Source organism: Bacillus sp. TH17, from assembly GCF_016651125.1.
GTDB classification, from domain to species: Bacteria; Bacillota; Bacilli; order Bacillales; family Bacillaceae_G; genus Bacillus_A; species Bacillus_A mycoides.
Map to the genome: position 1 here is coordinate 3,576,736 of NZ_JAEKEN010000001.1, position 17,612 is coordinate 3,594,347.

Consider the following 17,612-nt stretch of genomic DNA (forward strand, 5'->3'; position numbering starts at 1 on the left):
TCATCTCTTCCCCTCTTTTGTTATATACGTAAATAAAGCATGATATGTTGCCATTATCCCTTCTTTTCCCGTGAAGTCTCTTTCGTATATACGAAGCATCGTACGAAAGAGTGAAGGGCTTTGACAGTAAGACTCTTCATTACTATTGGTTGCCCCTACTTTTCGAATAGAATGTAGAAACTCCCTAACTTCTGTAAAGCTTTCTATGTAACACGTTTCAGAAACATGTACATTTCCTAATGGATTTTTGCATATATTCACTAACTGTTCTTTCGAAACGAATCGTTGTCCTATTGAAGTACAATTGTGTATCCCCTTTTCTTTCTTAGCACGCTGAAAAGACGTATGCAATTCTTGAAAAGTCGTATTACCAAACGTGGAAAATAATAATATTCCTTCTTCAGACAAATAGTTAAATAAATTTTTCACTGTCTCTTTTAAATCATTAAGCCATTGAAATGTAGCATTTGAAATGATGACATCATATGGATTTTCTAATTTTAATTGTTCAATATCTTCACATCGAAACATCACATTTTCCAAACTTTTTCTAGTTTTCGCGACTGCAATCATCTCATCAGCAAAATCCACAGCTGTAATATGAGCTTTCGGAAATAAATTTGATAATTGCTCTGTTACATATCCTGTCCCGCATCCAAGTTCTAAAATACGTATCGATGATGTTTCACTATATCGTTCCTTCAATGTAGAAAGTAACGAATGCGCCATCTTTTTTTGCACATTTGCATATTGATCGTAGGATATAGCCGCCCCGTTAAACCGTTTTTGCAGTAACGTTTTGTTGATCATGTCGTATCCCCTCTACAAATTGAATAATTTCATTTGCGCAATATTTAAAATTCGTTACACATAATGCATGCCCAGCACCACTTACTACTTTTAGATTGGCATTCGTATTATTCGCCATACTATGGGCTGCAGACAATGGACATATTACATCCTGCTCTCCATGAAGGAGTAACAGCGGGGCTTTCATATCTATTACTTCATTTCTCATATCTGTTTCTATTAAATAATCTAAGCCTAATTGTAAAGACTGAATCGAGTCTCCTTTAAACTTCTGCGCAATCTCTTCAAAACTCGTATTCTCCCTCAGCTCACTTTTTGTAAACATATTTTCATAGAAACGCTTCAAAGTATCTTCTTTTTTTCTCGTTAAATTCTTTTTCATACGTTCTATATGCAAGGAATTCCATCCACTTGTATAGTCACTTGTATTGGTAAATTTAGCGGTACCACCAATTAGTACCATACCTTGGGCCTTAATCTTTTTATAAGCTTGTACTGCCGCTAACGCTCCTAGTGACCATCCAACTAAAATTACATTTTCATCCTGCGCTACATCTATTATTCGCCCCGCAAATTCACTTTGTTCTTTCACGTTAAGCCAATCTATACATTGAACAGAATATCCTTTAAAATACGGCAGAACCAAAGTCCAAACATCTTCTTCCATTCCCCATCCTGGAATAAAAATAAGCTTTAGCTCTTTCATACTAAAAACCCCTCTTCTTTACCAATGCGTATAATATGCTGAATAGCCCATTTTAAATCGGCTATTGTATGCTGTGACGTAACTGCAAAACGGACTCGAGAACTACCAACCGGAACAGTCGGCGGACGAATTGCAATGGCTGCGATACCTACCTCTTGTAACCTTTCACTAAACCGTAAAGTATTTTCATTTGACCCAACTACAATCGGTACAATATGAGTTGAGCTATTCCCAATATCAAAACCAGCTTCTTGTAAATGCGTCCTGAAATATGCACCATTCTCTATAAGTCGCTCTCTTCTTTCGTTATCTTCTTTCACAATTTCAATTGCTTTTCGGATCGCCCCTAATGTTCCTGGTGGTAAAGCTGTAGTAAAAATCAAGCTTCTCATCATATTTTGTAAATACTCTATATAAATGGAATCACCCGTTAAATACGCACCATAACACCCTAAAGCCTTACTAAACGTCCCCATATGTATATCAATTTTTTGAGCAATATCTTTTTCTACATGAGATAATCCGGCTCCACTGATTCCATATATTCCACTTGCATGTGCTTCATCAACTATAATGATTGCCCCGTATTTCTCTTTCAGCTGAACTAAGCCTCTCAAATATGCAATATCTCCATCCATACTAAAAATCGTATCTGTTACGATTAATTTTCTCTTTTCTGGTGACGCTATTTGCAACATCTTTTCTAAATGATCCAAATCATTATGACGATATCTTTTATGCTCTGCTCCGCTTAATATAATTCCATCAACAATACTTGCGTGATTTAATTTATCACTAAAAACCATATCGTGACGACAGGCTAAAGCAGATATAGCACCTACATTTGCTGTATACCCACTATTTACAATTAATGCTCTTTCAGTACCTTTCCAGTTGCATATAATTTTCTCAACCTCTTCATACAATGGATAATTTCCTACAACGAGACGAGATGCTGTCGCTCCAGTTCCATATTTTCTCGTGCAGGCAATAGCAGCTTCTTTCAACCTTTCATCTCCAGCTAATCCTAAATAATTATTCGATGCTAAATTTAGCATCTTTTTCTTATTTCGAATAAGCCATGTCTCTTCCGCTTTCTCTGTTACATGTAAATTACGATACTGCCCTTGCTCCTTTAATTGTTCTACTTTAGATTGAAGATGCGTGCGCCACATTTGATTCATTTTGGATGAGCTCCTCTAATTTTGAAATCATAATATGCTCTTTTGCCGCCCCTAATAATTCTTCCTTTGTAAACTCTCCTTCAAGGAATGGTAATAACCCTAAAACCGGCACGCCACTTAACTCCTCAATCATTATTTTATTTTCTTGCACTCTTTCTTTTTCATATCCTTTACATCCAGATAAAATTACACCTGCTACTTTTAATCCATGTGCTTTTGCATAAGAAATTGTTAAAATAGTATGATTAACTGTCCCAAGCGTAGGACGCGCTACTACAATAAGAGGAAGCTGTAATTCTTTTGCAAAATCAATCACTAAAGCATCTTCTGTATATGGAACTGCAAGCCCACCAGCCCCTTCTACAAATAGACTATTAAACTTTTTTAGTAGTTCATTATAGTGAGCAGTAATTTCTTTTAACGTTACTGTCCTTCCAGCTCTTTTCATGGCAAGTCTCGGAGCAAGTGGTTCTTCAATGGAATAAGGACAAATTTCATCTTCTTCTGTCGGTACACCCGATAATGCTTTTAACCTTGCTGCATCACCCTCAGGATTTGATGCAACATGTCCACTTTGCAACGGTTTATATACACCAACATTATGTCCACGCTCTCGAAATATACCTGCCAATGCTCCTGTCACTACCGTTTTTCCAACTTCTGTATCCGTTGCTGTTATAAAGAAACCACCCATTACTCTCCCTCCGTAACATCCGAGATTGCTTTATATAAAATGCGTAACATCTCATCAATCTCAGCCACCGTAGATGCAAGAGGAGGCATAAATACAATCGTATTACCGAGTGGTCGCAAAATCATGCCCAGCTCTCTTGAACGTTTACATACTTGAACGCCGACTCTTTCTGTCCATTCAAACGATTCTTTCATTTCCTTATTCTTCACAAGTTCAATACCAACCATTAGCCCACACTGACGAATATCTCCTACGTGCTTATATTCATTAAGAGCTTCTAATTGTGCCGCTACATATTCTGCTTTATACGCAACATCTTCTATTAAATTAGTTTTTTCATATAGTTCTAAATTTGCAATTGCTACGGCACACCCTAACGGATTCCCTGTATAACTATGACCATGGAAAAACGTTTTTTGTTCTTCATAGCCTCCTAAAAAGGCATTATAAATTTCATCTGTCGTTACCGTAATTGCCACTGGTAAATAACCACCTGTTAAACCTTTTCCGGCTGTTAAAATGTCTGGCGTTACATCCTCGTGTTCACATGCAAACATTTTCCCGGTACGCCCAAATCCAGTCGCTACCTCATCTGTAATAAATAATACATTGTATTTTGTACATAAATCGCGAAGCCCTTTTAAGTATCCTTTTGGCATTGTAATCATCCCACCAGCACCTTGCATTAATGGCTCCACAATAATAGCTGCTACTTCTTCATGTTTTTCTTGTAGCATTTCTTCCATTTCTTCTAAATGTTTCTTTACAATTTGTTCCTTATTATCTCCATAAGGAGAACGATATGTATATGGATACGGCATTTTAATTGCCTCAAATAATAGTGAACTATACACTTGGTGAAACAAGTCTATTGCTCCTACTGAAACAGCACCTATCGTATCACCGTGATATGCTTCTTTTAATGTAACAAATCTTTGTTTTTTCGGTTTCCCTTTATGCTGCCAATATTGAAAGGCCATCTTAATTGCAATTTCAACGGCGCTAGAACCAGAGTCTGAATAGAATACTTTCTTCAAACCTTCTGGTACAACTTCAATTATTTTTTCTGCTAATAAAATAGATGGAACGTTAGCAAGTCCTAGCATAGTAGAATGAGCAATTTTATTTAATTGCTCGCGAATTGCCTCATCTAGTTCTGGTACTTGATGCCCATGAACATTTAACCAAATAGATGAAACACCGTCCCAATATTCATTTCCATTTACATCGTATAGCTTTCTTCCCTCTCCACGTTCAATAATGACAGGATCTTCTTCTAAATAATCTTTCATTTGTGTAAATGGGTGCCATACGTAATCTTTATTCTTCTTCGATAATTCTTCATATGTATAAGACGATTTTTCACTCGTGTTACTATTAATAGCCACAATTGTCACCCCTAATGTTAACTCATTTATAAATATAGTTAACATTAAAAACAAATGACTGTCAATTATTTTTAAATAAAATAGTTCTCAAAAAAGAACAACTTATCATACGATAAGTTGTTCTACTTTCCATGTTGTATCTTTCCAATTTCTAAAATAATCTCTTCATCTTTTTTTCCTTCTGTATCAATTCCAAGTTGCTTAGCATGCTCAATTAACAAATCATGGCGCTGCTCAAATCTAGCGGTATCTACTTCTTTTGTAACCTCTTCTTTTGTTTTCCCCTCAGTAGAAACTCCTAGTTTAGTAGCTGCTTTTTCCATCGATTTCTTCTCTTCAGTTTCTTTCACTTTCTTCACTTCTGACTGCTGTATTTGCTTTTGTTTCGACTGCTCTGATTCAGCTGCAAAAGCTGTGTAAATTCCAGCACTTCCGCCAACGACTAGTAAGGTGGTAAAAAGAATTATTTTTTCTTCACTCTTTCCTCCCCTTTCAAATTCATTATAACGCACATTTTTACAGTATGAAAAACATTTCTCCTTTATTTCCCTAAAAAAATATCGAATGTTTTTATTGACATGTATGATGAATATATGATAAAAATTTAACTAACATCATATGAATCGGCGTTGATAGGATTTAGTAGTATTTCGTTTTCTGATTTCAGAGAGCTGGTGGTCGGTGCGAACCAGTACAGAGCGATTTATGAATTACCCCCTGGAGCTTCTTTTACGAAACGTGAGGAGTAGTGAAAGACGGTTTAGACCGTTATGTCTAAAGAGTGGTGAAATGAAACTGTTTCACAATTTAGGGTGGTACCGCGAATTTTTCGTCCCTGCATATATTGCAGGGGCGTTTTTATTTTATGAGCGCATATCATATGACCCTTTATTTTGTGATACATTCCTTTCACAAGCTAGGGTGGTACCGCGATTTCTTCGTCCCTGCATAATTATATGCAGGGGCGTTTTTTTATCCAATCATTTCCGTATCATATTGAGATGTTGACAATTACCGGTAATTTGTCATAAAATTCTAAATTTTAGAAGGAAATATACAATATTGGCGAATTTTATATAAAAAAGAGCTATTTTAGATTACTTAGGAGGGAAAAACAATGGTTTCAAAAATTGAATCTGTTCTTTTAACATTATTTATCTTTTTCTGTATTGGCTTTAGTGTTATCCAATTAGAAGTTTCACCACACATCCCAATTTTATTTGGTATCGTTCTTTTATTAGCATTTGGATTTATGAAAAAAATCTCTTGGTCTACTATGGAAAAAGGGATGATCAGTAGTATTTCAGCTGGTATTCCATCTATTTTTATTTTCTTACTTGTAGGCGTATTAATTAGTGTTTGGATCGCTGCTGGAACAATTCCAACTTTAATGGTATACGGCTTCCAGATTGTATCTCCTAAAATTTTCGTTCCAACTGTTTTTGTAGTTTGTGCAATTGTTGGAACAAGTATCGGTAGTGCCTTTACAACTGCCGCAACTGTAGGACTTGCCTTTATGGGTATGGGTAGTGCTCTCGGATACGATCCAGCTCTAATCGCTGGTGCAATTATTTCTGGCGCATTCTTTGGAGATAAAATGTCTCCTTTATCTGATACAACAAACTTAGCTCCTGCTGTAACGGGTGTAGATTTATTTGAGCATATTCGCAACATGCTTTGGACAACAGTTCCTGCTTTCATTATTGCTTTTATCGCATTTTTCATTTTAGGAAGCGGTATTAGTGGAGACGTTGACTTCACAAACTTTATTAGCACGTTAGAAAAAAACACAACGATTTCTATCGTTACACTTATTCCAATTTTATTACTGTTCCTATTCGCATTTAAAAAGGTTCCAGCAGTTCCAACATTGCTTGCAGGAATTGTTGTAGGAATTATTATTCTCTTTATTTTTAAACCTAGCACTTCTTTAGCTGATTTAATGAAAATTATGCAAGACGGCTACGTTTCTAAAACTGGTATTAAAGACATTGATAGCTTACTATCTCGCGGTGGTCTACAAAGTATGATGATGTCGATTGCTCTTATTTTCCTAGCTCTTTGTATGGGAGGATTATTACAAGGAATGGGTATTATAGCGCAGCTGATGAATATTATCTCTAGCTTTGTAAAAAATAGCACACGCTTAATTATTTCTACTGCTTCAACTGCAATTGGTGTAAACTTCTTACTTGGCGAACAATACTTATCAATCGTTTTAACAGGACAAGCATTCGCTAACAAATACGATGAAGTCGGTTTAGAACGTCGTAATTTATCACGCGTATTAGAAGATGCAGGTACAGTTATTAACCCGCTCGTACCATGGGGTGTAAGTGGCGTATTCTTAACAAACGTCCTTGGCGTTCCGACATTTGATTACGTTCCATTCGCAATCTTCTGTTTAGCTTGCCCGGTCTTAACAATTATTGTTGGTTTCACTGGATTTGGTCTTTCATGGAAGAAAGAAAAAACAGTACCAGTTTCATAATATATACGAAAAAAAGGATTACCGATTACGGTAATCCTTTTTACAATACTGTACTATCTATTCGCTTTCTTTCTTCTAAATAACAGAAGTAATCCCGCTCCAACAAACGCCAAACCTGCTCCAATTGTAGAAGCAACACTTGTACCTGTTTTCGGTAAATCACGTTCTTCTTTATTTTCACTTACAGTTGTTGTTTCTTTTGAGTTTTGATTATCCGTTGTAGTTTGTCCAGATCCTGTATTATTTCCATCTTGTTTTGGTTCATTTCCATTATTGCCTTCACCTGTTGGTGGTGTCGTTGGATTTTCTCCGTTATTGCCTTCACCTGTTGGCGGTGTTGTTGGATTCTCTCCGTTATTGCCTTCACCTGTTGGTGGTGTCGTTGGATTCTCTCCGTTATTGCCTTCACCTGTTGGCGGTATCGTTGGATTCTCTCCACCAGTTTCCTTATCATCATTCTTCTTCGTTATATCAATTGCATATTTAGCAAATTCATTTTCAGATGGTCCAACATATGATATCTTTCCATCTTTCTTTATATGGTTTTGTGCATTTGGTGAAGAATCAAATGTTGTATTTAATTTATCTGCAACAATCGGCTTAAATGTCCAGTTTTGATCTGCTGCTGGATTAATAATTGGTGTTTCTTGCATATATTTCACAATGATTTGACGTGTTTCATCTTGTGATTGGTATACAACTTCCCCTTTACTTACACCAGGGAACGTTTGGCTACTTCCACGATAGTTATTTGTAGCTACGATGAACTCTTGATTGTCAGCTACAGGCTTACCTTCATACGTCATATTTACAATACGATTCGTATTTCCATTTACAACTTTACCATCTTTATCGTATTTCGCTGGTTGCGTCACGTCAATTTCGTATTTTAGACCATCTAAAATATCAAAATTATATGTAGGATAACCTATATTTACTAGTGGCTGCTCTTCTGTTTTCGCTGGATCAATTTTATTAAACTGACCAGCAGACATTTCAAGCCATTCTTTTACTTGTGCCCCGTTTACTTTTACAGCATATAACGTATTTGGATATACATATAAATCCGCTACGTTTTTAATTGCTAACGTCCCTGCTGGAATATCCGTATAATATGTAGCACCGTTTCGGCCACCCGCTTTAAATGGTGCTCCTGCAGATAATACTGGAATTCCTTTATATTTACTATATTGTCCGTTTTCAGCGAATAGCTTTTCTACATACCATTTTTGTGCATTTGTCACAAGTTGTACAGAAGGATCATCTTGTACTAATGAGAAATAACTATTAATTGGCGCTGTCGTTTTTCCTACAGCTGTATTCACATAATCAATTGTCGCTTGATGATCATCCTTAATTTCATTAACTAATCTTTGATCAGATTGTACTAATGGGCTCCCTTTACTATCAGCAATCGGACGAAGTTGCGGATTCGATTGCTCTTTTTGTACTTCCCATTTTCCGTTTACCTTTTTCAATTGCATATCAATAATACCTAAGTTACTTCCAAAAACACCAGGCATTACAACAGGAACACCATTAAATACATCCTTCACTTCAGTATGTGAATGTCCCATTAATACTGCATCTACACCAGGAACCTCTGTTAAATAATATGAAGCATTTTCCATTTTGGGGCTACGGCCGCTCTTATCGACACCTGAATGGGCTAATGCAACAATAACGTCCGCACCTTGCGCCTTCATTTCTGGAACTAACTTTTCCGCTGTATCAACAATATCTTTCGCTTTCACTTTTCCTTCTAAATTCGCTTTATCCCAGTTCATAACTTGAGGTGGAACAAATCCCATTACGCCAATTTTCACTTTTTGTTTTTGACCTGATTCATCTTCTACTTCTTTTTCAAAAACATGATATGGTTTAAAGTAGTTTTGGTCGTTCTCTTCATTATTATCTTTATCATCCTTATAGACGTTCGAGTTAATAACCGGGAACTCTGTTTTACTAATTACTTTGTTTAAATAGTCTAAACCGTAGTTAAATTCATGATTCCCAAGAGAGATGACGTCATACTTCATTAAATTCATTACACGATATAATGGATGTGTATAACTAGGATCCACAGGCTTCTTCGGATCATTTATTTTATTCGCTACATAATCTCCAAGCGGTGTCCCTTGTAATGCATCCCCATCATCAAATAAGACAGAGTTCTTCGCTTCTTCACGTGCTTTATTCACAAGTGTTGCAGTTTGCACGAGACCTACTTTATTATCTGTTTTCGTTTGATAATAATCGTAATTCATTAAGTTAACGTGAATATCTGATGTTTCTAAAATTCGTAAGTTAACTGTACTCTCCCCAGCTTTTTCCTCTGCATGAGCTGTTGTCGGCAACACTTGCGGTGCTATAACGCCAATAGCAAGTGTTGCTCCAGCTAGCATTTTTTTTGACTTTTTCACAAAAGATCCCCCTTATACAATTACCCCAAAATAATGAAATGAATCTCTATCAGTCCCTAATCACATACCTTTTTCTTCTATTAGAGCGATGATTTTCACCTTATCTGACATTATCATATCTAAAGTTCTTTCATACCGTCAATATTTTTTGACATACTTCTACAAATTTTCTGTAAAGTTATTGTGAATTTTTCATAAATATATAATATGCCCTTACATTGCTTATACTGCTGAATATGATACAATTACCAATTACAAGGAGGATGAATTTATGAAAAAAATCATCTTAACAATTGTTTGTCTCCTCCTTCTAATCATTTCTTGTTCTAATTTTGAAAAGAACGATGAGATAGAACAAAAAGAAACTGAAGGAAAAGCAGAAAAAACATCTGCTCCCAGTTGGATTTATAAGCAAACGAATGACTCTTTTTATCACCTCGTATTAGGTGATTCACTTGCAAAAGGATATGGATCTACACAAGGGGGATTTGCCGAATTAGCTTCTAGACAAATAGAAACACAAATTCACAAACCAATTACAGTAGAAAACCTTGGGATAAACGGTCTTACTACAGATCGTCTCGCAAAAAAAGTTCAATCAGAAGATGTTCAACAAAAAATTAGGGAAGCAAATATCATTACTATTAGTATTGGAGGAAATAATTTATTCCGCTTAAATCGTGATGTAGGTGTTATAGATGGTATTAAAATGTTAAATAAAGAAAAAGCCCGTTTTGAAACGGATGTAAAAAATATTGTAAAGACCGTTCGAGATCAAAATCCGAATGCTTTACTCATTCTCTCTGAACTCTATAACCCTTTACAACTAGAGGACTCCATCGCAAGTTATGCAGATATGTTTTTAGACGGTTGGAATGATTCTATTTATTCTATTTCAAAAGCACATCAACCGTCGATCGTTTTACCAATTCGCAAATTAATATCGAATGATAAAAAAGAGTTACTATTTGACCAAGTACACCCAAATGATAACGGTTATGCGATTATTGCCAATACATTTACAAAGCAAGTGTTATCCTACAAATATTAAGGCTACCATGAAACAATTCTATTTTTATACCTTGTCTTTTTTGTTACAATGATAGTGGAAGGGGGCCGTTATATGGAATCACGCGAGTGGGAACGTATTGTTGATCATCTTCTTTCGCTAGTGCCTCTTTTTTATCGCAAATTTATGCTTCCTGGAGAGTTTTCTTCTCAAAGACATATGCCGCCATCGCATACGCAAGTGTTACTGCTTTTGCATGAAAATGGTACATTAGCAGTTTCAGAAATTGGCAAGCGGCTAGCGATTTCACGGCCTAACATGACCCCTCTATTAAACAAACTTATTCAAGAAGAGCTAATAGAGCGTCATTATAGCGAAAAAGATCGAAGGGTCATTTTAATTTCCCTAACAACTGAAGGGAAAGTGTTAGTAAGTCAGTATCAGCAATTCATTTTAGGCAAACTAAAAGAAAATTTTCAAACATTATCTGAGGAAGAGCGTGAAAAGCTCATTTATTCTCTTAAAACCATTCAAAATTTAATTTTGAAAACAAACGCATAAAGCTGCTTCTAAATAGAAGCAGCTTTATGATTCGTAATAATTACCATAGTATACATTTGAATACGGCCATGTCGTTAAATATGGTTTTTGTTCTTGCGTAGGCTGTTGTTGTGGTATTTGTGGTATTTGTGGTATTTGCTGTAATTGTTGTTGTCGATATAACTCGTATTGTCTACTCATATCATAAACCGGATAATAATTTACATATGGGTATACTTGCGGTACGTAATAATAATACATTCATTCTCTCCCCCTTTTTCTTAAACATATTCAAAGGAGAAAATGAATGTGACATTCTTTATATTTGAACAAGTGGTTCTCTCACTTGTTTCTTTCTTTTCTTCAAACGTAACTTACGATTCTTTTCATATAAATAATGCACAACGAAATATGAAATTACCCCACACACAATTCCTATTATCGTCATACCAATTAATACATATACTTCACTCTGTAATAAGCTCTTTAACATCGTAAAAATATGGCTCGAAAACAAATCTGATATCGTAAATGGTTCATGATGTATTTTCTGTACATGAAATGGGTAAATCATTTTTCCTAGCGCATAAGCAAACGGAAATAAAAATACTGGGAGAAACGATATTTTCCCAATAATATTACCAATGACTGCGGCTGGAAAAGATCCCTTTGCTAACCTTACAATTGGATAAAATATTAAATATACGAGCGATGCCGTATAAATCACCAACATTTCTAAACCAAATCCAATAGCAAAACCTAGCGACACTTTCTTTGCTCCTTCTGGCGATCGAAGCAACTTAAAATATTGAAACTTTAATATTCTCCACATCCGCTGAAAAAACGAATATGTTTTCTTAGTTGTTTTCAAATTCATCATCTCTTTAACTATATTTTTTTATCTAGTATGTCCTTACATGATATGAAAAACAAATTTAGTTTGCTCTTTTTATTATAAATGATATAGAGATAATTAACTAAATATACATCCGACATTTCCATATAAAAAAACCTCCCTTTTAGGAAGGCTCTTCTATATTTTTAAATAAACTCACTAATAAAGCTTTTTGCGCGTGCAACCTGTTACCAGCTTGCTCAAAAACGATAGACTGTGGCCCATCTATAATCTCTCCAGTTACTTCTTCTTCACGATGAGCGGGCAGGCAGTGCAGGAAACGATATGTTTGCTTTGCATGTATAACAAGCTCTTTATTTACTTGGAAAGGCTGGAATAAAGTATATTTTTCTGCTTCTCCTTCTTGGCCCATACTCATCCAAACGTCAGTATAAATAAAATCTGCTCCACTTACCGCTAATTCAGGATTATGCAAAATTTCAATTTCAGCCCCTGTTTCATCAGCAATCGCTAATGCTTTTTTAACAATTTCTTCATTCGGCTCATACCCTACAGGAGTTGCAACAGTCATATTCATTCCGACTTTTGCACTCGCTAGCAATAGTGAATGACATACATTATTCCCATCACCTACATAAGCTAATTTAACTCCTTTAAACGTATGAACTTCTTCATATATCGTCATTAAATCTGCCAATGCTTGGCAAGGATGATGATCATCAGTTAAACCGTTAATAACTGGGATACTGGACTCTTTTGCAAGCTCCTCTACATCCGCATGCGAAAATGTGCGTATCATAATTCCATCAATATAATGAGATAGTACTTTCGCAGTATCTGACACCGTTTCTCCTCTGCCAATTTGCATCTCTTTTCCACTTAAAAACATTCCATGTCCTCCGAGCTGTACCATTCCTGCTTCAAAAGAAACGCGAGTACGGGTTGAATGTTTATCAAAAATGAGACCTAATATTTTCCCTTGTAATAAAGGCTCCTGCTTGTTCTTTTTTAAATATATAGCGAACTCAATTAAAGAAATGATTTCTTCTTGCGTCAATTCTTCTAACGTTAAAAGATCTTTCGTATTTAATTTCGGTACTTGTACAGTTGACATGAAATTTCCCCCTTATATTATTGATGCATTTTTTGTACAAACCACTCTTTTTATCATACATATTGCCTGTTCTAGCTCTTCATTCGTTACAATAAGTGGTGGTAGTAGTCTTATAACATTAGGCCCTGCTTGTAATACGAGAAGTCCTGCTTTTTCTAGTTGTTCTATGACATTTGCAACCTCATGCTTGCATTCGATTCCAATCATAAGTCCCTTACCACGAATATTTTGAACACATTCAACGTGTCGTAATTCTTCTTGCAATTTCTTTAATACGTACTCGCCCTTTTCCTGTACCTCTTTAAAAAACGATTGCTCCTTAATGAATTGCAATACTTCTTTCGCTGCAGTCATAGCAATATAATTCCCACCGAAAGTTGAACCGTGTGACCCGGCAGTAAAAGAAGAACCTAGTTCTTTTCGGCCAATCATCGCTCCAACTGGAATACCATTCCCAAGCGCCTTTGCGATGGTAACGATATCAGGAACTATTCCCATTTGCTCATAAGCGAATAGTGTTCCTGTTCTGCCTATTCCAGTTTGTACTTCATCTATAATAAAAAGAGCATTGTACTGATTACATAGTTTTTCAATTTCCTTCAAAAAGGATGGATCAGCTAATATTACTCCTCCTTCTCCTTGAATAACTTCTACCATTACCGCCGCAACTTCTTCATTCATTACTTCCTCTAATGCTCGTATGTCGTTAAATGGTATATGTAAAAAAGACGGAAGTAATGGACCGAATCCTTCTTTCACTTTATCTTGCCCTGTTGCACTCATCGTTCCAAATGTTCTCCCGTGGAAAGATTGCTCACATGTTACTACGAGAGATTTTCCAGTATGCTTACGTGCTAGTTTTAAAGCCGCTTCATTTGCCTCCGCCCCGCTATTACAAAAAAACACATGATCTAATGCTGTATCTTCTGTTAATAATGATGCGACCTCTTCTTGTAAGGAGTTCGTAAATAAGTTAGATATATGCCATATATTTCTAAGTTGCTTTTCTACTGCCTTTACAACCGTAGGGTGACAATGTCCTAAGTTACATACTCCAATACCAGAAGTGAAATCTAAATATTGCTCACCACTTTTATCAATAACTTTCGCCCCATTGCCCTTTAGAAATTCAATTTCTCTTCTTCCATATGTTTGAAAAAGATGGTTTGTCATACGATACTCACTCCTTTTGTTACCGTAGTTCCAACACACTCTCCTGTAACCTCAGTAAAATCCTTTGTACCATTTACGATACTAGCCTTTTTCACTCCCATTTTTAACGATGTAAGTGCCGCCTGTACTTTCGGAATCATTCCACCTGTAATGACGCCTTGTTCTATAAAAGTAAGAATTTCATATTCATCCGTTTTCTTTACCAATCTTCCTTCGTGTAATACTCCATCTACGTCCGTTATAAAAATGAGTTCTTTTGCGGATAGTGCGGCTGCAATTCCGGCTGCAGCGGTATCTGCATTTATGTTATAAACCTCATTACCATTTATCCCAATCGGGGCAATGACAGGAATATAATTCATATCTATCAACCCTTTCAATAGGGCTGTTTCTACATAACTTACTTCTCCTACATATCCTATCGCTTCGCCAACAGGTTGAACTTGAAGTAAACTACCGTCACATCCTGAAAGCCCCACCGCAAGTAAATCATGTTTTTGTAAATTCATTACGAATTTTTTATTCGTAGTTCCGCATAGCACCATTTGAACAACATCCATAACCTCTTTCGGCGTTACTCTTAATCCATCTTTCTTTTCTATCTCGATATTAGAGTCTTCTAACTTGGCATCAATTTCTGGGCCACCACCATGGACAATAACAACCTTATACTTATTTTGCAATTTCTTTATACAATCAAAAAAGACACTATTTAATCGATTCAACATGCTACCGCCACATTTAACTACAATATAATCACTCATCTTCTCTCTCCTTATGTACGATAACAAGCATTTATTTTCACATATTCATAACTTAAGTCGCAGCCCCAAGCTGATCCCGTTTCATTTCCTAAATGTAAACACACATCAATTTTTATTTCATGTTCTTGTAATTTCTTTGTCATTTCCTCTTCAGAAAACATTTGAGGCTCACTATTTTTTAATACAGCGATAGATTGAAGAGTGATATCAATTGTATTTGGGTTAATAATTACTTCACTCTGTCCAATACTACTAATAATTCGTCCCCAATTTGGGTCCTCACCATATATCGCTGTTTTCACAAGACTGGAACCGACTATTTGTTTTGCAATTTTCTTTGCTTCTTCATTTGTTCTAGCCCCTAACACGTTTACTTCTATTAACTTCGTAGCACCTTCACCATCTTGTGCAATTTTTTTCGCTAAATCTTCACATACCTTTTGTAAAGCAACTACGAAAGTTTCCCAGTCTTCATGTTCCATATTCATCGTTTTCGTTTCTGATAATCCACTTGCCATAACGATGACCATATCATTTGTAGAAGTATCTCCGTCCACCGTAATTTGATTAAACGTATGATTCGTAATTTGTGATAATGCTGTTTGCAATACTTCATGCTCTATATTGGCGTCTGTTGTAATAAAACTAAGCATCGTTGCCATATTCGGTTTGATCATCCCTGAACCTTTTGCGACCCCAGCAATGATCACTGCTTCCCCATCAATTATCATCTCATAGCAAGTTTCTTTCGTTATAAGATCTGTCGTTAAAATTGCTTCACAAAAAGAATAAGCTTCACTTACTTCCTTTGTTGGCACAAGAGATTCAATTCCCTTTCGAATGATATCCATCAGTAAAGGTACTCCAATTACACCTGTTGAAGCGACTGCGACGTACTTTTCTTTTACTCCAAAGTGTCCCGCTCCTAATGTTCGCATCTCATAAGCATCTTGCAATCCTTTCATCCCCGTACAAGCATTTGCATTGCCGCTATTTACAACAATTGCTTGTAATTTCCCTTCTGCTGCTATGCTATCCTTCGTTACTTGCAACGGCGCTGCTTGTATTTGATTTGTTGTATACACAGCGGCACATGATGCTGGCACCTCACAAACGATTGCACCCATATCCTTTTTCACCTTTTTCAGACCATTTGCAGTACCGATTGCCAAAAAGCCTTTTGGTGTAACAATTGAACCATTTGCTAATTTTTTAATAGACGATGCTTTAATCATAATTTCCCCCTTATGGATAAAGCGGCATATGCTGTAAACCCGTTGTCTCTTCTAGCCCCGCTAATAAATTTGCATTTTGAACTGCTTGCCCTGCCGCACCTTTCATCATATTGTCTATAACAGAAACGACCGTAACTCTTTCTGTTCTTTCATCGTAAGCTATCCCAATATCACAATAATTTGAGCCCCTTACTTCTTTCGGACTTGGAAATTCTCCTTGCGAGCGAACTCGAACGAAAGCTGAGTATTCATACGTTTCTTCATACAATTTTTGAAGTTGCTCTATTTTCATTTCCTCTTTCACTTTCGCATAAAGTGTAATCATAATCCCTCGTGATATCGGTATTAAATGTGTACTAAACGTGATTGGCTTCGTTTCATGATTCCACTCTGCAAGCATTTGCTCAATCTCAGGAACGTGCTGATGTTGATTAACTTTATAAATGTGTAAGTTATCGTATAACTCAGGAAAGTGAGTCATTGTTGTTGGCGTTTTGCCCGCTCCAGATACTCCTGATTTCGCATCAATAATAATCGAAGCTTCTTCAATTATGCCGCTACGTACTAACGGCGCTACCGCTAATAATGCAGCTGTAGCAAAACATCCTGGGTTTGCAATTAAATTTGCATTTTGGATCTCAGGCCTTTTCCATTCACTTAATCCATATACTGCTTTCCTAAGAAATTCTTCCTGTGCAGCTGGCCTTTTATACCACAATTCATATGACGAGGGATCTATCATACGAAAGTCTCCAGATAGGTCAATTACTTTTAAACCTACTGCCAATAATTTTGGTGTTAACTCTGCCGATACTCCCGCTGGAGTTGCTAAAAATACAATTTCAGCTTCCTTCTCTATTTTCTCCGCATCAATTTCTTGTAACGTATGGACAAGAACATTTCGAAAATGCGGGTATACATTTGTTATAAATTCACCAACTTGTGAAAAAGAATGGAGAGATGCTATCGAAAAATATGGATGTTGCTCTAATAACCGAATTAACTCAATACCTCCATATCCAGTTGCTCCAATAATTGCGACTTTCATAAGCTCCTCCTCATATCTATTCTTTAAATTAAGTTTGATTATAATATTGCATAATTATAAAGTCAATTAAATATTTATAATTTTAAAAAACTTCAAAATATTATTCTCGCTATAAAAGCAATATACACAAGTGGATTTTTATGCAAAAATATTGCATAACAGTATTTTCATTTCACT

17 protein-coding genes and 1 other annotated feature are annotated in these 17,612 nt (G+C 36.0%); of the genes, 3 read left to right on the forward strand and 14 right to left on the reverse strand.

Translation table 11 applies throughout. The features are described from left to right. The 6 genes from bioC to JFT95_RS18230 form a co-directional block, all read right to left on the reverse strand. A complete protein-coding gene (gene bioC, locus JFT95_RS18205; RefSeq protein WP_002128987.1) occupies positions 1-810 on the reverse strand; it encodes a malonyl-ACP O-methyltransferase BioC in 810 nt (269 codons plus the stop codon). Next, positions 776-1,516: an alpha/beta fold hydrolase gene (locus JFT95_RS18210; RefSeq protein ID WP_201052935.1), complete on the reverse strand. Its 741-nt coding sequence runs from the start codon at positions 1,514-1,516 to the stop codon at positions 776-778. Before JFT95_RS18210 ends, bioC begins: the two co-directional genes overlap by 35 nt. After that, positions 1,513-2,700, reverse strand: a complete 1,188-nt coding sequence (bioF, locus tag JFT95_RS18215) for an 8-amino-7-oxononanoate synthase (RefSeq protein WP_078177766.1) — start codon at positions 2,698-2,700, stop codon at positions 1,513-1,515. Before bioF ends, JFT95_RS18210 begins: the two co-directional genes overlap by 4 nt. Further along, complete coding sequence (bioD, locus tag JFT95_RS18220) at positions 2,666-3,394, reverse strand: dethiobiotin synthase (RefSeq protein WP_078177765.1); 729 nt, start codon at positions 3,392-3,394, stop codon at positions 2,666-2,668. Before bioD ends, bioF begins: the two co-directional genes overlap by 35 nt. Continuing rightward, positions 3,394-4,827: an adenosylmethionine--8-amino-7-oxononanoate transaminase gene (bioA, locus tag JFT95_RS18225; protein WP_078177764.1), complete on the reverse strand. Its 1,434-nt coding sequence runs from the start codon at positions 4,825-4,827 to the stop codon at positions 3,394-3,396. Before bioA ends, bioD begins: the two co-directional genes overlap by 1 nt. A gap of 77 nt (positions 4,828-4,904) precedes the next feature. Beyond that, the gene (locus JFT95_RS18230) at positions 4,905-5,294 is read right to left on the reverse strand and encodes a hypothetical protein (RefSeq protein ID WP_201052936.1); all 390 of its coding nucleotides are present in this window, start codon (positions 5,292-5,294) and stop codon (positions 4,905-4,907) included. 108 nt (positions 5,295-5,402) lie between these two features. Beyond that, positions 5,403-5,622, forward strand: a binding site (T-box leader). A gap of 277 nt (positions 5,623-5,899) precedes the next feature. Between JFT95_RS18230 and nhaC the strand changes: the two genes are divergently transcribed. Further along, positions 5,900-7,273 (forward strand): Na+/H+ antiporter NhaC, encoded by a 1,374-nt coding sequence (gene nhaC / locus JFT95_RS18235; RefSeq protein ID WP_078177762.1) that lies wholly within the window; start codon positions 5,900-5,902, stop codon positions 7,271-7,273. A 53-nt stretch (positions 7,274-7,326) separates the two neighbouring features. Here the strand turns inward: nhaC and cpdB are convergent, their stop codons facing one another. Then, complete coding sequence (gene cpdB, locus JFT95_RS18240; protein WP_201052938.1) at positions 7,327-9,696, reverse strand: bifunctional 2',3'-cyclic-nucleotide 2'-phosphodiesterase/3'-nucleotidase; 2,370 nt, start codon at positions 9,694-9,696, stop codon at positions 7,327-7,329. Positions 9,697-9,967: 271 nt separating this feature from the next. Between cpdB and JFT95_RS18245 the strand changes: the two genes are divergently transcribed. Further along, complete coding sequence (locus JFT95_RS18245; protein WP_002129000.1) at positions 9,968-10,747, forward strand: GDSL-type esterase/lipase family protein; 780 nt, start codon at positions 9,968-9,970, stop codon at positions 10,745-10,747. Positions 10,748-10,819: 72 nt separating this feature from the next. Beyond that, on the forward strand, positions 10,820-11,266 hold the full coding sequence (locus JFT95_RS18250; protein ID WP_002129002.1) for a MarR family winged helix-turn-helix transcriptional regulator: 447 nt from the start codon (positions 10,820-10,822) through the stop codon (positions 11,264-11,266). Between the two features lie 24 nt (positions 11,267-11,290). Here JFT95_RS18250 and JFT95_RS18255 read toward each other — a convergent pair whose 3' ends face one another. From JFT95_RS18255 to argC, 7 genes are all read right to left on the reverse strand, one after another. After that, positions 11,291-11,506: a hypothetical protein gene (locus JFT95_RS18255; protein ID WP_033731229.1), complete on the reverse strand. Its 216-nt coding sequence runs from the start codon at positions 11,504-11,506 to the stop codon at positions 11,291-11,293. Positions 11,507-11,564: 58 nt separating this feature from the next. Further along, on the reverse strand, positions 11,565-12,116 hold the full coding sequence (locus JFT95_RS18260; RefSeq protein ID WP_002167705.1) for a DUF2062 domain-containing protein: 552 nt from the start codon (positions 12,114-12,116) through the stop codon (positions 11,565-11,567). Between the two features lie 148 nt (positions 12,117-12,264). Then, positions 12,265-13,215: an ornithine carbamoyltransferase gene (argF, locus tag JFT95_RS18265; RefSeq protein ID WP_002014968.1), complete on the reverse strand. Its 951-nt coding sequence runs from the start codon at positions 13,213-13,215 to the stop codon at positions 12,265-12,267. Positions 13,216-13,227: 12 nt separating this feature from the next. Continuing rightward, positions 13,228-14,388 carry an acetylornithine transaminase gene (locus tag JFT95_RS18270; RefSeq protein ID WP_201052939.1) on the reverse strand — a complete coding sequence of 387 codons (1,161 nt, stop codon included), beginning with the start codon at positions 14,386-14,388 and terminating at the stop codon, positions 13,228-13,230. Further along, a complete protein-coding gene (gene argB / locus JFT95_RS18275; protein WP_002033848.1) occupies positions 14,385-15,152 on the reverse strand; it encodes an acetylglutamate kinase in 768 nt (255 codons plus the stop codon). Before argB ends, JFT95_RS18270 begins: the two co-directional genes overlap by 4 nt. An 11-nt stretch (positions 15,153-15,163) precedes the next feature. After that, positions 15,164-16,387: a bifunctional glutamate N-acetyltransferase/amino-acid acetyltransferase ArgJ gene (argJ, locus tag JFT95_RS18280; protein WP_201052940.1), complete on the reverse strand. Its 1,224-nt coding sequence runs from the start codon at positions 16,385-16,387 to the stop codon at positions 15,164-15,166. 10 nt (positions 16,388-16,397) lie between these two features. Beyond that, complete coding sequence (gene argC, locus JFT95_RS18285) at positions 16,398-17,435, reverse strand: N-acetyl-gamma-glutamyl-phosphate reductase (RefSeq protein WP_002129012.1); 1,038 nt, start codon at positions 17,433-17,435, stop codon at positions 16,398-16,400. Positions 17,436-17,612: the final 177 nt, after the last annotated feature.

Coding starts and splice junctions, on each gene's coding strand:
- JFT95_RS18270 (WP_201052939.1), bottom strand. CDS start 14,388: ATGACAAACCATCTTTTTCAAACATATGGAAGAAGAGAAATTGAATTT.
- argC (WP_002129012.1), bottom strand. CDS start 17,435: ATGAAAGTCGCAATTATTGGAGCAACTGGATATGGAGGTATTGAGTTA.
- nhaC (WP_078177762.1), top strand. CDS start 5,900: ATGGTTTCAAAAATTGAATCTGTTCTTTTAACATTATTTATCTTTTTC.
- argF (WP_002014968.1), bottom strand. CDS start 13,215: ATGTCAACTGTACAAGTACCGAAATTAAATACGAAAGATCTTTTAACG.
- argJ (WP_201052940.1), bottom strand. CDS start 16,387: ATGATTAAAGCATCGTCTATTAAAAAATTAGCAAATGGTTCAATTGTT.
- JFT95_RS18250 (WP_002129002.1), top strand. CDS start 10,820: ATGGAATCACGCGAGTGGGAACGTATTGTTGATCATCTTCTTTCGCTA.
- bioF (WP_078177766.1), bottom strand. CDS start 2,700: ATGAATCAAATGTGGCGCACGCATCTTCAATCTAAAGTAGAACAATTA.
- JFT95_RS18255 (WP_033731229.1), bottom strand. CDS start 11,506: ATGTATTATTATTACGTACCGCAAGTATACCCATATGTAAATTATTAT.
- bioA (WP_078177764.1), bottom strand. CDS start 4,827: ATGTTAACTATATTTATAAATGAGTTAACATTAGGGGTGACAATTGTG.
- bioC (WP_002128987.1), bottom strand. CDS start 810: ATGATCAACAAAACGTTACTGCAAAAACGGTTTAACGGGGCGGCTATA.
- bioD (WP_078177765.1), bottom strand. CDS start 3,394: ATGGGTGGTTTCTTTATAACAGCAACGGATACAGAAGTTGGAAAAACG.
- JFT95_RS18210 (WP_201052935.1), bottom strand. CDS start 1,516: ATGAAAGAGCTAAAGCTTATTTTTATTCCAGGATGGGGAATGGAAGAA.
- argB (WP_002033848.1), bottom strand. CDS start 15,152: ATGAGTGATTATATTGTAGTTAAATGTGGCGGTAGCATGTTGAATCGA.
- JFT95_RS18245 (WP_002129000.1), top strand. CDS start 9,968: ATGAAAAAAATCATCTTAACAATTGTTTGTCTCCTCCTTCTAATCATT.